The organism is Dawidia soli, assembly GCF_018598185.1.
Classification (GTDB): Bacteria; Bacteroidota; Bacteroidia; order Cytophagales; family Cyclobacteriaceae; genus Ohtaekwangia; species Ohtaekwangia soli.
The window spans coordinates 55,516-71,383 of record NZ_JAHESC010000010.1; the positions used below are offsets into that span (position 1 = coordinate 55,516).

The following is a 15,868-nucleotide window of genomic DNA, read 5'->3' on the forward strand; positions in this document are numbered from 1 at the left end:
AAAAGGGAAAAAGAAATCATATCCCCGGAAAAGAAAATAGAACAGGAAAAAAGAACAGCATAAACTGGTTCATCAAGCGCAAGGGCTTAGAAAAACCGCAACAAAACAGAATGGAAATAGTATTATTAATAACAGGCCTCATCATCGGCGCTGTCGCCGCCTGGTTCATCGCTAAGTTTAAATTCACGGCCGAAAACCAAAGCTCCTCCGGCACACTACTGGCTGAGCAAGAGCGCGGCAAAGTCTTACAGTCGCAGGCACAGGTATTAAAAGTAGAGCTCGACGCCGAACGCGCACGCCTGTTAGACATGAATCAAAAGCTTGCCGCCGCCCAAGCCGACTACCGCAACTTACAAGAGCGTCTGCAAGAGCAACGCAAAGAAATGGAGGCATTGAACGAAAAGTTCGCCATCCAGTTCAAGAACCTCGCTAACGACATCTTTGAAGAAAAGAGCAAAAAGTTCACCGAGCAGAACCGCACCAACCTCTTCGACATACTCAAGCCGCTGGGCGAGAAGATCACCGACTTCGAGAAGCGCGTGGAAGATACCCACAAAGACACCATCACGCGCAACGCGGCCCTGCGTGAGCAGCTCGAGAACCTGCAGAAGCTGAACGTGCAAATGACACGCGAAGCCGAAAACCTTACCCGCGCGTTACGCGGCGACGCCAAGACGCAAGGTGCCTGGGGCGAATTTATACTCGAAAGCATCCTGGAAAAGTCCGGCCTTGAAAAAGACCGCGAATATTTTATTCAGGAATCGTTCACGACGGCAGAAGGCCGTCTGCGCCCCGATGTAATTATACGGCTGCCCGAAAAAAGACATGTCATCATAGATTCAAAGGTGAGTCTTACCGCCTATACAAACTTTGTCAATGCGGCGACGGATGAGGAGAAAGTAGCCGCGTTGAAGAGCCACCTGATCTCGATCCGTCAGCACATGAAACTGCTGGGCGATAAAAATTACCAGAAGAACATAACCGGTGATAGCAGCCTCGACTTCGTCATCATGTTTATACCCGTAGAGCCCGCGTATATACTCGCCATTCAAAGCGAGCAACTGTTATACGAAGAAGCCCTCGAACGCCGCATCGTCTTCGTCAGCCCCACACTGCTGATCCCGTCACTGCAGCTGATCAAAAACACATGGAAGCAGGAGTATCAAACCCGCAACGTCATTGAGATCGCCAGCAAAGCCGGCGACCTGTACGATAAATTCGTGGGCTTCTCGGAAGACATGATCACCATGGGTCGCCACCTGGAAACATCGAAGAAATTCTACGAAGAATCGATGAAGAAGCTCTCCGTCGGCAGCGGCAACCTGGTACGACGCGTCGAAGATCTGAAGAAGCTCGGCGTAAAAGCGAGCAAAACAATTGATGCCAACCTGCTAAAACGCTCCGAAGATCAACCCGACATGTTTGAGCGGTAACCTTGCGCCAGCAAAAGCTAAGGGGGTAGTAGGGGTGAAGTGACCCCGAAAAAGTGTCCAACTTTTCGGGGTCACTCGCGACCACCGGCCGCCCCTCAAATTATCTTCGTGCCCCGAAGATAACAGCATCCAGGAGACGGTGCAGACTACGTACTACATCAATAAACCCGCCCGATATGCTCCACAATGATCTTCTTCAACCCCAACGCATCGATCACCCCCTGCTTCCCATAAATGATCTTCCCCCCGGGCGCGATGAACAGTGTATACGGCAATGACCCCTCCCAATTCTTATCCAGCCCTTCAATAAAAGCATACTTATCCCCATTAAAAATATAGTTCTTCGTCGAAGCCTGCTTTTTAGTCAGAAAGTTCAACGCATTCGGCTTCCGGTTGATATCATCGAGGCTGATCGTCACCAGCTCAAACTCCCGGTTCCGATACATCCTGTTCATGTCGACAAACTCCGGAAACTCCGCCACGCACGGCCCGCACCAGGTGGCCCATACATTTATAAGTTTATAGTTTGTCCCTTCATTCTTCAAAAGCTCCTTCAGGTGCTCGAGGCTCAGATCATCGATCGCCACCTTTTCGTTTGCCCAATCATCCGCAGCCTTATTCGCAAAGTCGCGCTTGTCCGGCCATTTGATCGAGCAACCAAACGTCTTGGTCTTCTCCACCGGCACGGGCTTGCCGGCGACTAAAGCATCCAATGCCTGGCGCGTATCGTGCACCGTAGCCGTCCCGGGCTTTTCTTTATCGTCGATTCGCCCCGTGTAACGCAGCTTGCGGTTCTGATCAAAGATAAAGACGTGCGGAGTCGCCTGGGGCCCGTAGCGTTTAGAGATCGACGAAGTCGCTCCGTCATACAGATACGGAAAGTTGAACTGTTTATCCTTTGCCCGGATCTTCATTTCCTCAAACGTGTCGCTCAGGTCGGTATAGCCCAGCTCGTCGAGGCGTATCGCTTGCGGGTCGTTGGGGGAGATGGCGACCAGGCCCACGCCTTTGGGGTTGTAGTCAGCCGCCAATTGCTTGATGCGGTCTTCATAGGCCTGGGCGGTGGGGCAATGGTTGCAGGTGAAGACCACCACGAGGAATTTGTATTGGGCAAAGTTTTTGAGTGTATAGGTTTTGCCGTCGGTGCCGGGCAGCGAGAAGTCGGGGGCGGCGGCGCCGATGGCCAGGGGCACGGGATCGGAAGCATGTACGGTTCCCGGCAGGCAAAAGGCTAGCAGGAGCGCGATAAGAGCGAAGGGTTTCATGGGTGCAAAGGTTTGTTTCAGACGAATTTAGCCATTCTGCCCTATTTTCCGCCCTCGAATACACCGGCGGTAGGACCTGCATTCCGGCGACGGCATTTGCCAACCGTCGACGGTTTGCCATGTACCTTTCCCGTCGTTTATACTATTTGCCCCACCCGGGAAGTTAATATCTTTGTAAACACGCATATGAAGTCATTCCTTTCTATTCTGCTGGTGTTGGTGGTCTGTACCGCTTACGGACAATCGTCCAAAAAGCGCAAGCGCGACAGCGACAATACATTCCAGAATTCGCCGTCGACGGTAGACCCCAACTTCGCGCCGCCGGAAGCGCCCCGGCATTCCAAACGCCGCAGCGGTAAAGGTCCTACGGTAGAATCACAGAAAGCATACGCAGACCGGATGCATGCCACCGTCAAGGCTAAACGCAAAGCCGAGAAGGAGATGATGAAGCCTCAGTACTCCGATCCCATGTACTTCGGCCATAAGCGTCCACCCAAAAAACGCCCGCCTGGCAAAATGAAGTATTGCAAGGTCTGCGGCATCCGGCATTGATTTGACTTGATTAAGGGAGTACCTTGCAGGGATAGACTGCCAAACCCCTTAAATCAATTCATACATGAGCCACATTCTAGCCAACGTCTTCCCGGCGGAAGATACCATTCCCGAAGCGTACCGTCTTGCACAGCCCATCGACCAGCGCGAGTATCTCATCGACGGCGAGCTGAAGACCTGGGCCGGCAGCCTCAACCCCGTCCTCAGCCCCGTATTCGTAAAGGAAGGTGCCGGTTACACGCAGAAGGTCATCGGCAGCACGCCGCTGCTCACGACCAGGGAATCCCTGGAAGCCCTCGACGCCGCGGTAAAAGCGTACGACCTTGGCCACGGCTACTGGCCCACGCGCAGCGTGACCGAACGCATCGAGCATGTCGAGCGGTTCCTGGCCGCCATGCGTCAGCGCCGCGACGAAGTCGTGAAGCTGCTGATGTGGGAGATCGGCAAGACACTGAAAGACTCCGAAAAGGAATTCGACCGCACGTGCGACTACATCGTCGACACCATCAAAGCCTATAAAGATCTCGATCGTAACTCCGCCAAGCTGGTGGAAGAGCAAGGCTTCATGGCGCAGATCCGCCGTGTACCGCTGGGCGTATCGTTGTGTATGGGCCCCTATAACTATCCCCTGAACGAAACATTCACTACCCTCATCCCCGCACTGATCATGGGCAACACGGTCATCTTCAAGCCGGCGAAGTATGGCGTACTGCTGATCCGCCCGCTGCTCGAAGCCTTCCGCGATAATTTCCCGAAAGGCGTGATCAACATCATCTACGGCCGCGGCCGCGAGACCGTCGGCGCCCTCATGGAGTCGGGCAAGCTCGACGTGTTTGCCTTTATCGGCACCAACAAAGGCGCTAACGACCTGAAGCGCCTGCACCCCAAGCCACACCGCCTCAAGGCCATTCTCGGCCTCGACGCCAAGAACCCTGCCATCGTCCTGCCCGACGCCGACCTGGACATTGCCGTCAGTGAATGCATCACCGGCAGCCTGTCGTTCAACGGACAGCGATGCACGGCGCTCAAGATCTTATTTATACACAAGAGTCTGCTGGAGAAGTTCCTCGAGAAATTCCAGGCGGAAGTAAAAAAGCTCAAGCCCGGCATGCCGTGGGAGAGTGGCGTATCGCTCACGCCGCTGCCTGAACCCGGCAAGGTAGAATACCTGCAGGCGCTGGTAGAAGATGCCCGCCAGCACGGCGCACAAGTAACAAATGAAAACGGCGGCGAATCGCTCCATGCCTTTTTCTACCCGGCCGTGGTCTGCCCCGTCAACGACAAGATGCGTTTATACTACGAAGAGCAATTCGGTCCTGTTATTCCCATCGTACCGTTCGAAACCGACGACGAGCCGATCCAGTACGTGGTAAACTCCAACTTCGGTCAGCAGGTAAGCATCTTTGGCACCGAGTCGAAACGCATCGCGAAGTATATCGACGCCTTTGTCAACCAGGTAGGCCGCATCAACGTAAACGCCCAAAGCCAGCGCGGCCCCGACACCTTCCCCTTCAACGGCCGCAAAGACTCCGCCGAAGGCACGCTGTCCATCGCCGACGCCCTGCGTGTCTTCTCGATCCGCACCCTCGTCGCCACCAAAAGCACCGACAAGAACAAACAGATCATCAGCACCATCATCCACAATCACGAGTCGGCATTCCTGAGCACGGACTATATCTTCTGATAGATAAGAGCGCTCGTCATGCTGCCAACAGGAAGCCCCAAATCACCATGATTTTGAGGCTTCCTGTTCCTATACCCATCGGGTAAAGGCAGGTATGTTTTATATCGGGAAAGCCATAATTGCATCGCTATAAATTATTAAGTTGCCGCGGCATTATACCTGTCGGCGGCAGGCGGTTAAATAGCCCGGGGAAGCAGCCAAATTCCAGGCACAGAAAGCCAAACTTAAACAGTCGTTGGATGCCACTAACACAGAAGAACTATTTTTAAATGATACTGCTACAAAGCATGAAAAATTTACCCGTATTGATGGCCCTGATTGTCAGTGTTAATTTTTGCTATGCACAAGATTACCGCGCACAGTTTGTCGAATCGTTACAGGCCGACGATACGCTCAAACAGTGGGAGATTCTGACGACCTGGCAGAAAGCTGACCCGAAGAGTCCGGAGCTATACACGAGCTATTTCAATTATTACTTTCAAAAGTCAAAGCAAGAGCTCATCGCTTTGACAGAGGAGGAACCCAGCGGCGAAAGTATGTCGTTCCAGGACAGCACCGGGCAGACGGTTGGCTTTTTTGGAAACCAGACGACGTTCAATGGTCCGGTATTGCAGAAAGGCCTGGACAAAATAGACGAAGGAATAAGGCTCTATCCCAACCGGCTCGACATGCGGTTTGGCAAAATCTATGTCCTCGGGCAACTGGAGGATTGGGATAACTTCACCCAGGAAATTGTCAAAGCCATTCAATATTCAAAGCAGAATAAAAATGCGTGGTACTGGACAAACAACGAAAAGAAAGAGAACGGGCAGGAGTTTTTCCTGACATCGTTGCAGGATTATCAGGTTCAGCTTTATGAAGCCGGCCGGGACGTCTTGGCGAAGTACATGGGAACCATTGCGAACGAAGTCCTGAAATACTACCCCGATCACGTCGAAAGCATGTCCAATCTCTCTATTACGTACCTCCTGACAGACAAGCCTGATAAGGCCATAGAGATTCTGCTCAAGGCCGAAAAGATCAGTCCCCGGGATCCTATTATCCTCGGGAACATTGCACACGGCTACAAACAAGCCGGCGACAGGAAAAAGGCAATCGAGTATTACAGGAAGACCATCCAATACGCCGACCCTGAAACAGCGGAGCAGGCCGAACAGCAGCTAAAGGAATTGGAGAGGTAAAATCGCATCGGCCAACGGGCAGAAAAAAACAACACCCTGAGGTCCTGATATATCGGGACCTTGGGTGCTGTTCTTCCTCGTAGTGGTTACTTTTTGTCGTCGTTAAACAGCTCCTGGAACTCTTGTCCCAGTTCGCGGAAGCCTTGGCGTACCTTTTCGGCCGTATTGCGGGCGCCCTTCTTCACATCGTCCCAGGTTTCTTCGGTAGAGTTCTCGACTTTGTCGAGGGCCTTATCGAGTTCCTGCTTCTCTTCGTTAAGCTCGCGACGGGCGTCTTCCATTCTGGCTTTGCCGTCGTCTGAAGCGTTATCGATCTTGGTACCGAGCTCGTCGATCTCCCGGTCGATATCCCTTCGCAACGATCGAAGCTCCTCCTTCACTTCTTCCCGCTCCTGGTCGAACTTGCGGCCGGCGGCTTCACCCTTGTTGCCTTCACACTGTATCAGCATCAGGGCCACAACAGTAACTCCAACAAATGCGAGGATGATCTGCAAAAGCTTCATACAGTGTTAGATTTCTGATTCAATCATCTTCCGGATCTCCTCTTTCTTTTTACCCAGCTTTTGTTGCAGGCGTCCCAGCAGCTCGTCTTCTTTACCTTCGGCAAAGGCCAGGTCATCGTCGGTCAGCTCACCATATTTTTGCTTCAGTTTGCCTTTTACTTCGTTCCAGCGTCCTTTCAAATCGAGCGTTGTCATAATCGTATGATTTAAGTGATTAGCGAATTTGTTTCAGAAGTATAACAAACAATCATACCGTTATTGAAAATCAAGGTAATGCCGAGGTTAGATGAGCTCTTGTAAGTGTATTGGGTATTTCATTCTACAGTGAAGGCGTGTATATGCTATAAAATATAGCCTTGACAGTTCGGCTCTGCATAGCGCTATGTACGTTGGCATGAATTTCTAAGAAGGTATACTCAAAAAACTAAACTCAATACACTATGATACGCTGGACAGTAATCTTTCTGATAATAGCGATTATCGCCGCTATTTTTGGATTCGGTGGAATTGCTGCAAGTGCAGCTTATTTTGCCAAAATAATTTTCTTCGTTGCCGTAGTCATCTTCCTGATCTCGTTGATCGCCGGTGCTACGCGAAGGAATTAGATGTTTCAACAACGCCGATCTATAGGATTGGCAATACCTTCAAAAGATCCCCTGCCTTAGGTGACAGGGGATCTTTTTTGTGTATAACCAATACCTACTACAACGCCTAAGCCTGCACGCACATCCGCTATATAGTGTCAGGCAGGGTCCATGCCGATTGTAGATTATATACCGAGCGGTGCGTGCTCATTATGAGGAGAAAAACGTGCTAAAATGTGGAGGCGATTGTACGGATAAGCGGTTGTAAAAAGGGGTTTACGGTAGGGTATGAAGTGGCATAGTTATTTTCCCGGATGTAGCAACAAAACTCAAAACAAACTTGTACTTAAGAATCAGACTTATGAAAACACAATTGAAACACATTCTGTTGGTTGCGGGGATAATGATATTGACCTCAGCTGCTACATTCGCCCAGGACCGCAAAGCGGGTATCAAAGGGGGCTTGAACGTCAGCAATATGTACGTTGACGACGTAGACGATGAAAACGCCCGTTTCGGTTTCAACGCCGGTGTGTACGGCGAGATCATCTCGACAGAGGCATTCGGCCTGCAGGTGGAATTGTTGTATGATACAAAAGGTTCTAAATTCCAAACAGACGGTGCGATCGACCAGGAGTTCAAATTTAAACTGAACTATCTCGACTTGCCGGTACTGGCTGTCTTTAAACTGGGCGAGTCGGTAGAGCTTCATGCCGGTGGTTACGCAGGTTACCTGTTGAACGCCAGTACCAGCACCGACGGTGACCTGGGCAGCGGCACAGACGATCTCGACAGAGATAACTTCCGCTCGCTCGACTACGGTCTGATCGGCGGTATAGGTTTCAACCTGGGTGCAGCCCAGATCGGTGCCCGCTATAACTATGGTCTGGCTAGGATTGCCGATTCTAATACAGCCGAGGACTTCCTGGGCAACTCTAAGAACTCATACGGTCAGGTATATCTGGCACTCAATCTCAATCACAAGCCGTAGTACAGGTTTGATGCGGTAGTGATTGAATTGCCGGGGCCCGGAGATCTTTCTCCGGGCCCTTTTTATTGTTGCATAATATCCAACGCTATTGACGGGCTTCTCGCTCAATAAGGAGATCTCCCTCGACTCGGTTGTGCGCACGGCGTGGACATATGCCATCGACACGGCTACACGTTCGGCACGCATCGGGGTACAGCGACTGCTGCGGGGCATTAACTTTTTTCCGGATAACCGGCACGCCGGTTTAACATCGTTGCCACGCTCGGCATCGTGCCCGATTTTTCGTTTGATGCCAAAGAGGGGGCTTACAAGGCGCCGTCCTGGTACAACTCATAGTATTCACCTAAAACAGCATCGTCACCGTGGTATCCGGCGTTGAAGGGAGCGCCGGCGTCGACGCTGGAAATACAGTTGTCGCAGGTGCCGCCGGATCAATGTATCGCATCCTTGAGCTTCTCGCGTTGCTTATCGGCGCCCGGATCGCCCATGAGCGTGCCCCAGGCCTTTAAACCATCCACGCGATCGAATATCACTTTGAGCACCGCCACGCCGGGTATCGCCAGAAACATTCCCGGCACACCGCACAATGCGCCGCCAATCAACACCCCGACGATAGTAGCCAGGGCGTTGATGCGCACTTTCGAGCCCACGATCAGCGGCATCAGGAAATTGTTGTCGATGAACTGGACGGCCATCAATACCACGCCCACCCACAGCACATTGCTGATGTCCGGGCTGGATATAAGGGTGATGATCATACAAAAGATGTTGGCTACCAGCATGCCCACGTAGGGTATCAGGTTGAGCAACGCGCCCACCAGCGCCAGGAATATGGCGTAAGGAATGCCGAGGATCAAAAAGCCCGCGGCGTTGAGTGAAAAGACAATGGTCATTTCGATCAGGAGTCCCAGGATATAATGTTGCGATACATTTTGACATTCCTGCAGGATGGTCACCACCTGGTGCTCGCTGCTGTTCCGAAAGGAGTCTACCAGGAATTTCTTGATCAGGTCTTTGTAATACAGTAGCAGGAACGTATAGATCGGGATAAAGATGAGGTAGGAAAATATTTCCGTCAGGGAGAGGAATGTCTGGCCCACGAGTGCGGGGCCGGAGGTTTTGATCTTTTCGGCGGTATCGTGTATATATTGGTTTTGCTTGCGGATGCCGACGTGAAAGTTTTGCGAGACCCACCGCTGGGCGTCGCGAATGAGTCCGTTGAACTTGTCTTCGATCATGTCGGAGTCATCGAGAAAGTTCAGCACTTGTGTGGTGAGGAAATAGAGAATGCCGAACACTAGCACGAGCGAGATCGTGAGTGACAAAATGATGGAAACGATCTTGGGGATCTTTTTTCGTTGCAGGAATTTTACGGCGGGTAACAGCAGCGCTGCCAGCAACATGGAAAAAAAGAGCGGCAGCAGGATGTCCTGTGCGATGTAGAGCGCTGCGGCGATGAGACCGATGCTGATCAGATTTAGTGACAGCCGCTTGTAAAACGGGTCGGATTCGTTAGAGATGGTCATATAGACGGTTGAAAAGGCATGTTTGGCCAAGGTATACTGTGTAAAATCGTGCCCCTCGGCAGGCGGTAGTGGTCGTTAAAATCCGAGTAATTCCAACGAAGGGACCACACAAATGGGGAATTTGTTCTACGCGGCCCCTGCGCCTAATGTACCTGGCGCGGGCACAGTTCTTTTCGGCGGAAAAGGGAAAACGTACTGTTCTATAATATAATTATGACACACTCCCGCGAAATCAGTCACTTAAACACCCTTGTTAGTTTGCATTACGACCGCATTGCTTGCTATGCACAGGCTACAGACCTATTGACACCGGTTGCGAAAGGACTTGATGCAGCGCCTTTTTTCGCCCAGTTGGCGCAAGGCTGTCTGCATGCCGTGAGAGAGCTGACGGCGGAGATCAAGCGGCTGGGCGGTGTGCCGGCAGCGGCACAGACGCTGGGAGGGAAGACGTTGTTGCTGTGGATGGAAGTGCAGACAGCGGTATCGGGCAACGCGTTACAGACCATCATGGGCTCGTGCCTGCGGATGAACCGCATGGCGGTGCGTGGCTATGAGCGGGCGATGGGCAGCCAGGCGGCGTTTAGCGACACCGTGCGGCAGCAGCTGCTCGATCAGAAGATCGGGCTGGAAGCGACCTCGACGCTAATTCAAACCTACAAGGACTTACAGCGCTCGTACCTCGTCAGCGAGCAAGTATAAACCAAAATAAGGCAAGGGTATGAAATACACTGTATTCACCCGCCTGCTGGCAATTGCCGCGTGGACCGTGGTTGCCGCCTGCAGCCGGCCGCCGGAAAGTAAAGACGTAGCCGAAGAAAAGAACCGGGAGAAGTTCGAGAATAAGACCGATGAGCGCGACGCGCAGTTTGTGGTCGAGACGGCCAGCAGCCTGCACACTCTCATTGCGCTGGCGGACGTGGCCATCGAAAAAAGCTCACCCCGCACCAGCAACGCCGCTATGGCGGTGAAGCCGGATTTTCAAAGCCTGCTTAGCGAGGTGGAAGTATTTGCGACATCACAGGTCATCACGCTGCCCGACGAAGCCACCGAGGCCGACATCAAACATGTACGGGCTTTGCTGGATGAGAAGGCCAGCAAGTTTGATGAGAAATGGTGCGAAGAGATACGCGAAGAAAATAAACATCTGATCGGCAAGATCGAGTCGTATGGCGCGACCACCCACGACATGAACTTAAAGACCTGGCTGAACAGTGCGCTGCCCCAGATCCGCGCGGTGCAAGACAAACTGGTCGACCTGGAGAATACTATTTCAGAAATGTAAGATGATCATGAGACAGAACGCCACCCATATACCCTATATGAATACCCTGCGTGCATGCCGCACACGCATGTCGCAAGAAGGTTATGACGAAGACTTCCATGCAACTTCGTCGGGCCTTCGCTCCCTGCAGACGAACCAGGTATATAAAGTGGAAGACGTGCGGGTCATTACTTCGTATCGGTTTGAAGGGCTTAGCAACCCGAGCGATCACGCTGTGATGTATGTCATCGAGACGAACGACGGTCGAAAGGGTACGCTGGTGGACTTATTCAGTGACCAGCCCCATCCCTCTATTGCCAGGCTCCTGGCCAAGGCTGGCGTACGATAAAGCCCTATGCAAATGCTGCGGAAAATATGGTCCGTGTTGAAAAAAGCCGGTACTGAATTTATTCAAGACAACGGCATGAAGTTGAGCGCTTCGCTTTCGTACTATACCATATTCTCCATCGGGCCCATTCTGATCATCATTATCTCCCTGGCGGGCATATACTGGGGGCGTGACGCAGTGCAAGGCCGGATCTATGATGAGATCAACGGCCTGGTCGGCAATTCGGCCGCGCTGCAGATACAAGACATTATTATGAACATCGAAAAGTCTCAGCTCGGTGCCTCGGGCGCTGCGATCGGATTTGTCGTATTGCTGATCGGGGCGACGGGTGTGTTCACCGAAATCCAGGACTCCATCAATTACATTTGGTCGATCCGCTCCAAGCCCAAGAAAGGTTTGCTTAAGCTTCTGTTAAACCGTCTGATTTCATTCTCGCTGATCGTGAGCGTGGGTTTTTTGCTGATGGTGTCGCTTATTCTCAACGCCTTGCTGGAGCTGCTGCACGACCGGTTGGAGATCTATTTCAGCGATGTGTCGGTATACGTATTCCAGGTACTGAATTTCGTGCTCATCTACGTAGTCATCACGTGTTTGTTTGCCATTATCTTTAAAGTATTGCCCGACGCCTCTATTCGTTGGCGCGATGCGTTTGTGGGGGCGGCGTTCACCGCCGTGTTGTTTTTGATCGGTAAGTCCCTTATCAGCTTGTATGTAACCAATTCCAGTATCGGGGTGACGTATGGCACGGCGGCATCGATCATTATTTTGCTGCTGTGGATCTACTACACGTCCATCATTCTGTTTTATGGGGCCGAGTTTACAAAAGTATATACGGTCAACTATGGTGCGGGCATAAAGCCTGATAAGACCGCGGTATTCATTATTAAACAGGAAACGCGCGAGGTGCCGGGCAACCAGCGCATTAACGTCTTGCATTAGCTCACGCACACGCCATGGACCTACGTTCGAACGCGCCCTTCTGGCTTCTCAAGCATGGTATCCTAAACAGCTATCCGTCCTTACAGGCGTCGACCCGGGCCTCTGTGGTAATCCTGGGGGCGGGTATTACCGGTGCCTTGATGGCTGATCATCTGTGCAAAGCCGGTTTTGATGTGTTGATACTGGACCGGCGCCATGCCGGCCATGGCAGTACCGCCGCCAGCACGGCATTGTTACAGTATGAGATCGATACGCCGCTGCACAGGCTGATATCGCTGGTCGGCGAGCAACACGCTGTGCGCAGCTATGAGCTTTGCCTGGAAGCGATCCAACGCATCGGCACGATCGCCCAGCGGTTCAAGGAGGTGGAATACGTGAAGAAACCCAGTTTTCAGTTTGCTTCCTTTCGCAAGCATGTGGACGATCTGCGAAAAGAATATACCCTGCGCCGCCAGTATGGCATCTCCACCGTACACTGGCTGGACGAAGCGGACGTGCGGGACAAATATACTTTCCGGGCTCCGGCGGGCTTACTTTCCAACGACGGAGCCGAGTTGGACTGTTATCATCTTACCCATGCGTTGCTGTCGGCCAACCAACGGCGTGGTTTGCGGGTTTACGATAACAGTGAGGTAGTGGGCATCCGGCACGCTAAACGCCATGTCGAGCTGCAGACAGCCAGTGGGCACACCGTTACCGCCCGCAAGCTGATCATCTGCTGTGGGTATGAGTCGCAGCGGTATGTGCCGAAGGTGATCGAGTCTCAACACTCGACATACGCCATTGTCAGCGAGCCTTTTGAAGCGAAGGATTTCTGGTATCGCAACAGCCTGATCTGGGAGACGGCCATGCCTTATCTATACATGCGTACCACCTCCGATAAACGCATCCTGATCGGCGGTAAAGACGACGATTTTTACCAGCCAGACAAACGCGACGCCCGGATACCGCAGAAGCGGCAGCAGCTCGAGCATACGTTCCGGAAGTTATTTCCCGCTATACCTTTTAAAACCGACTTTTCCTGGGCCGGTGTGTTTTGCGGGACAAAAGACGGTTTGCCCTACATCGGCGGTATCCGGCAACGGCCGCACACTTACTTTGCCCTGGGCTTTGGCGGGAACGGTATAACGTTTAGTGTAGTGGCCGCTGCGATCGTGCGGGATATGCTCCTGGGCAAACGTAATCCTGATAGTAAGATCTTTACCTTTGAGCGATAGCGTCTGCGTTCAGACGCGGGTCAACATGTATCCAGTATGATTGGGAATCGATTTCTCCCTGTGAAACGGGTATTTCCGCCTCCGGACCGCTTACCATGCTGGCACTATATTTTAGTATGTTTTCCCGGATAACACACTATCGTATGAAACGCCGTCGCTCCATCGTCATTGCCGCCCTGGTACTCGGGAGTATGACTGCGTATAGTCAGGCTACCGACAATGTTGGCATAAAAGACTCTCTGCAGGTAGCGATGGAACGCGAGCAGCTTTCTACTTCACTGATGCAACTACGCGACTCCATCGTGCAATCGGTGCAGGCGTTGGAAGCGCGCAAGCCGGGTATGGTGGCCAAGGCCAAGCGGCCCGTCGATAAAGCGCTCAAAGATCTTCATGTGTATCAAAAACGCGTTCAAAAAAACCTGGACGAACTCGTAGCCGCTTCAAAAAGGGGGTGGAACACCGATCTCGCTACACGTTTACGCGCCAGCCTCAACAGCGTGCGTCGGGAGCATAACCGCATTCGCCAAGACCTTCAGTCCGTGTTAACGTCTCAATCCTGAATGACTTTTAGTTTGTAGCTTTTTACATCGTGCTTTAATCTCCGGATTGTCTCTCTGTGTTTGTTACGGCCCTGTCTATCGCTGTAATGACACAGGGAACCCTCCGGGAGGAATCTGTGTTTGTAAAAATGAGGCAAAAAAGCACCTCGATTTCCGAGTATTCCGATGCCTTTTTCGTGTAGATCAGGGTATTTTATCCCAACTTTGTCGCCCTTTTTGAGTAAAAAAATCCACATATTTGTACAAATACTTTTGGACAGGTTTGGTCTGAAAAATATTTATTGACCTGGTTTTCAGTCGTTTGCATAAAATTTTAAGGCGGGTCAGGTTTTTGGTGCTGAGGTTGCATAAGCTATTGTTCGATAAACCCGAAACATTATGCTTCACCAGAACCTTACACAGAAGCAACAGCTTAAAATAAATCCCCAGCAATTACAGATGCTGGAGCTGTTTCATTTGACGACGCTGCAACTGGAGCAACGCATAAAGCATGAACTCGAAGAGAACCCCATCATAGAAGAGAAAACTGACGAGGACGACGTGGCCGCTGCCAGCAGCAAAGACGACGTGCAGGAGTATCAGGATTGGGACGAGTATGGTTATGACGATGTTCCGGACTACAAGACGGAGAACAAGCATTATTACCAGCAGGACGATATGCCCGACAAGCCGATCATAGCGCGACGTGATTTTCGCGAAGACCTCAAAGAACAGCTCTCGGCCGCCAAGATGTCGGAAGCAGAAGAGACCTTTGCGCATTTCATTATCGACAACCTGAACGAGAAGGGCTTTCTGGAAACCGCCCTCGACACGCTGGCCGATGATTACTCCCTGAAGACTATGAGCTGGATCGAGGCAGACGATGCCGAGAAGATCCTGCAGAAGATCCAACGCCTGGAGCCTGCCGGCGTGGGAGCCCGCACGCTGCAAGAATGCATGCTGCTGCAACTGTGCCGCATGAACACCAGGTGCCCCGACGTTAAGGCGGCTATCCGCATTCTCGAAGATTTTTATACCGACCTCAAGGGCCGCAACTTCGAAAAGATCGAAGAGGCGCTGGGCATCGACGAAGAAGAGCTGCGTATGGTGCTCGAGTTGATGGCCGGTTTGAACCTGAATCCCATCGGTACGACAGAGGAGAAAAGCGCTGCCGAAAGCATCATCCCCGATTTTATAGTTACCCATCGCGACGACGGTGTGGAGGTATGCCTGGCCAACCAGCGTTCGTCCAACCTGTTTATCAATAACCGCATGAAGTCGATGGTGAAGGATGCCGAGAAGGGTAAAGACCAGCGGGCCTTCCAATACCTGAAGAGCAAGCTCAACTCCGCCGAGTGGTTTGTCAATGCCATCCGGCAGCGGGAAGGCACGATGCTGAACGTGATCAACGCCATTGTGCAATATCAGTACGACTATTTCCTGGAAGGCGACAAGTCATTGCTTAAGCCGATGATCCTGAAGAATATTGCCGAACGCGTCGGCGTAGATATTTCGACGGTGTCGCGCATTACCTGTAACAAGTATGTGCAGACGCCGTTCGGTACGATCCTCCTGAAAGATATTTTCAGCGAAGGCATTGAAAACAAACAAGGTGCCATTGTCAGCAACAAGGTCATTCAGAAAGAGATTGAAGAGGTGATCAAGACCGAGGATAAGAAGACACCGTACTCTGATCAACAGCTGGCGGCGGTGCTGGCGACCAAGGGATTTAACATCGCCCGGAGGACTGTCACGAAATATCGTGAACATCTCCAGATCCCGGTGGCGCAGATGCGTGCCTTCTGGGCTTGATTTTTTCGTCTTGAAAAAGGTTACTAAAAGAT

General features: G+C 51.9%; 17 protein-coding genes. 13 read left to right on the forward strand and 4 right to left on the reverse strand.

Annotation, left to right across the window (positions count from 1 at the left end; genetic code table 11):
- Positions 1-110: 110 nt before the first annotated feature.
- Positions 111-1,433, forward strand: coding sequence for a DNA recombination protein RmuC (rmuC, locus tag KK078_RS08845; RefSeq protein ID WP_254089898.1), 1,323 nt, complete (start codon positions 111-113; stop codon positions 1,431-1,433).
- 158 nt (positions 1,434-1,591) lie between these two features.
- Here the strand turns inward: rmuC and KK078_RS08850 are convergent, their stop codons facing one another.
- Positions 1,592-2,698, reverse strand: a complete 1,107-nt coding sequence (locus tag KK078_RS08850) for a redoxin family protein (RefSeq protein ID WP_254089899.1) — start codon at positions 2,696-2,698, stop codon at positions 1,592-1,594.
- 186 nt (positions 2,699-2,884) lie between these two features.
- Between KK078_RS08850 and KK078_RS08855 the strand changes: the two genes are divergently transcribed.
- From KK078_RS08855 to KK078_RS08865, 3 genes are all read left to right on the forward strand, one after another.
- Positions 2,885-3,250, forward strand: a complete 366-nt coding sequence (locus KK078_RS08855; RefSeq protein WP_254089900.1) for a hypothetical protein — start codon at positions 2,885-2,887, stop codon at positions 3,248-3,250.
- Positions 3,251-3,314: 64 nt separating this feature from the next.
- Entirely contained in the window at positions 3,315-4,934 is a 1,620-nt protein-coding gene (locus tag KK078_RS08860) for an NADP-dependent glyceraldehyde-3-phosphate dehydrogenase (RefSeq protein WP_254089901.1), read from the forward strand.
- Positions 4,935-5,221: 287 nt separating this feature from the next.
- Positions 5,222-6,115, forward strand: coding sequence for a tetratricopeptide repeat protein (locus KK078_RS08865; protein ID WP_254089902.1), 894 nt, complete (start codon positions 5,222-5,224; stop codon positions 6,113-6,115).
- A gap of 86 nt (positions 6,116-6,201) precedes the next feature.
- Here KK078_RS08865 and KK078_RS08870 read toward each other — a convergent pair whose 3' ends face one another.
- Together KK078_RS08870 and KK078_RS08875 are read right to left on the reverse strand one after the other, a co-directional pair.
- Positions 6,202-6,618 carry a sll1863 family stress response protein gene (locus tag KK078_RS08870; protein WP_254089903.1) on the reverse strand — a complete coding sequence of 139 codons (417 nt, stop codon included), beginning with the start codon at positions 6,616-6,618 and terminating at the stop codon, positions 6,202-6,204.
- Between the two features lie 6 nt (positions 6,619-6,624).
- Complete coding sequence (locus KK078_RS08875) at positions 6,625-6,813, reverse strand: CsbD family protein (protein ID WP_254089904.1); 189 nt, start codon at positions 6,811-6,813, stop codon at positions 6,625-6,627.
- Between the two features lie 245 nt (positions 6,814-7,058).
- Here KK078_RS08875 and KK078_RS08880 point away from each other — a divergent pair, with 245 nt between their 5' ends.
- Together KK078_RS08880 and KK078_RS08885 are read left to right on the forward strand one after the other, a co-directional pair.
- Positions 7,059-7,223, forward strand: a complete 165-nt coding sequence (locus tag KK078_RS08880; protein WP_254089905.1) for a DUF1328 family protein — start codon at positions 7,059-7,061, stop codon at positions 7,221-7,223.
- A 340-nt stretch (positions 7,224-7,563) separates the two neighbouring features.
- Positions 7,564-8,193, forward strand: a complete 630-nt coding sequence (locus tag KK078_RS08885) for a porin family protein (RefSeq protein ID WP_254089906.1) — start codon at positions 7,564-7,566, stop codon at positions 8,191-8,193.
- A gap of 431 nt (positions 8,194-8,624) precedes the next feature.
- Here KK078_RS08885 and KK078_RS08890 read toward each other — a convergent pair whose 3' ends face one another.
- On the reverse strand, positions 8,625-9,719 hold the full coding sequence (locus KK078_RS08890; RefSeq protein ID WP_254089907.1) for an AI-2E family transporter: 1,095 nt from the start codon (positions 9,717-9,719) through the stop codon (positions 8,625-8,627).
- A gap of 213 nt (positions 9,720-9,932) precedes the next feature.
- Between KK078_RS08890 and KK078_RS08895 the strand changes: the two genes are divergently transcribed.
- The 7 genes from KK078_RS08895 to rpoN all read left to right on the forward strand — a co-directional run bounded on the left by KK078_RS08895 (position 9,933) and on the right by rpoN (position 15,836).
- Positions 9,933-10,418, forward strand: a complete 486-nt coding sequence (locus KK078_RS08895; protein WP_262898631.1) for a PA2169 family four-helix-bundle protein — start codon at positions 9,933-9,935, stop codon at positions 10,416-10,418.
- A 19-nt stretch (positions 10,419-10,437) separates the two neighbouring features.
- The gene (locus KK078_RS08900; protein ID WP_254089909.1) at positions 10,438-11,001 is read left to right on the forward strand and encodes a DUF4142 domain-containing protein; all 564 of its coding nucleotides are present in this window, start codon (positions 10,438-10,440) and stop codon (positions 10,999-11,001) included.
- Positions 11,002-11,008: 7 nt separating this feature from the next.
- Complete coding sequence (locus tag KK078_RS08905; protein WP_254089910.1) at positions 11,009-11,329, forward strand: hypothetical protein; 321 nt, start codon at positions 11,009-11,011, stop codon at positions 11,327-11,329.
- 12 nt (positions 11,330-11,341) lie between these two features.
- On the forward strand, positions 11,342-12,268 hold the full coding sequence (locus KK078_RS08910; RefSeq protein WP_254089911.1) for a YihY/virulence factor BrkB family protein: 927 nt from the start codon (positions 11,342-11,344) through the stop codon (positions 12,266-12,268).
- 14 nt (positions 12,269-12,282) lie between these two features.
- Positions 12,283-13,485 carry an NAD(P)/FAD-dependent oxidoreductase gene (locus KK078_RS08915; protein WP_254089912.1) on the forward strand — a complete coding sequence of 401 codons (1,203 nt, stop codon included), beginning with the start codon at positions 12,283-12,285 and terminating at the stop codon, positions 13,483-13,485.
- Positions 13,486-13,628: 143 nt separating this feature from the next.
- Positions 13,629-14,045 (forward strand): hypothetical protein, encoded by a 417-nt coding sequence (locus KK078_RS08920; RefSeq protein WP_254089913.1) that lies wholly within the window; start codon positions 13,629-13,631, stop codon positions 14,043-14,045.
- Between the two features lie 378 nt (positions 14,046-14,423).
- Positions 14,424-15,836: an RNA polymerase factor sigma-54 gene (gene rpoN, locus KK078_RS08925; RefSeq protein ID WP_254089914.1), complete on the forward strand. Its 1,413-nt coding sequence runs from the start codon at positions 14,424-14,426 to the stop codon at positions 15,834-15,836.
- Positions 15,837-15,868: the final 32 nt, after the last annotated feature.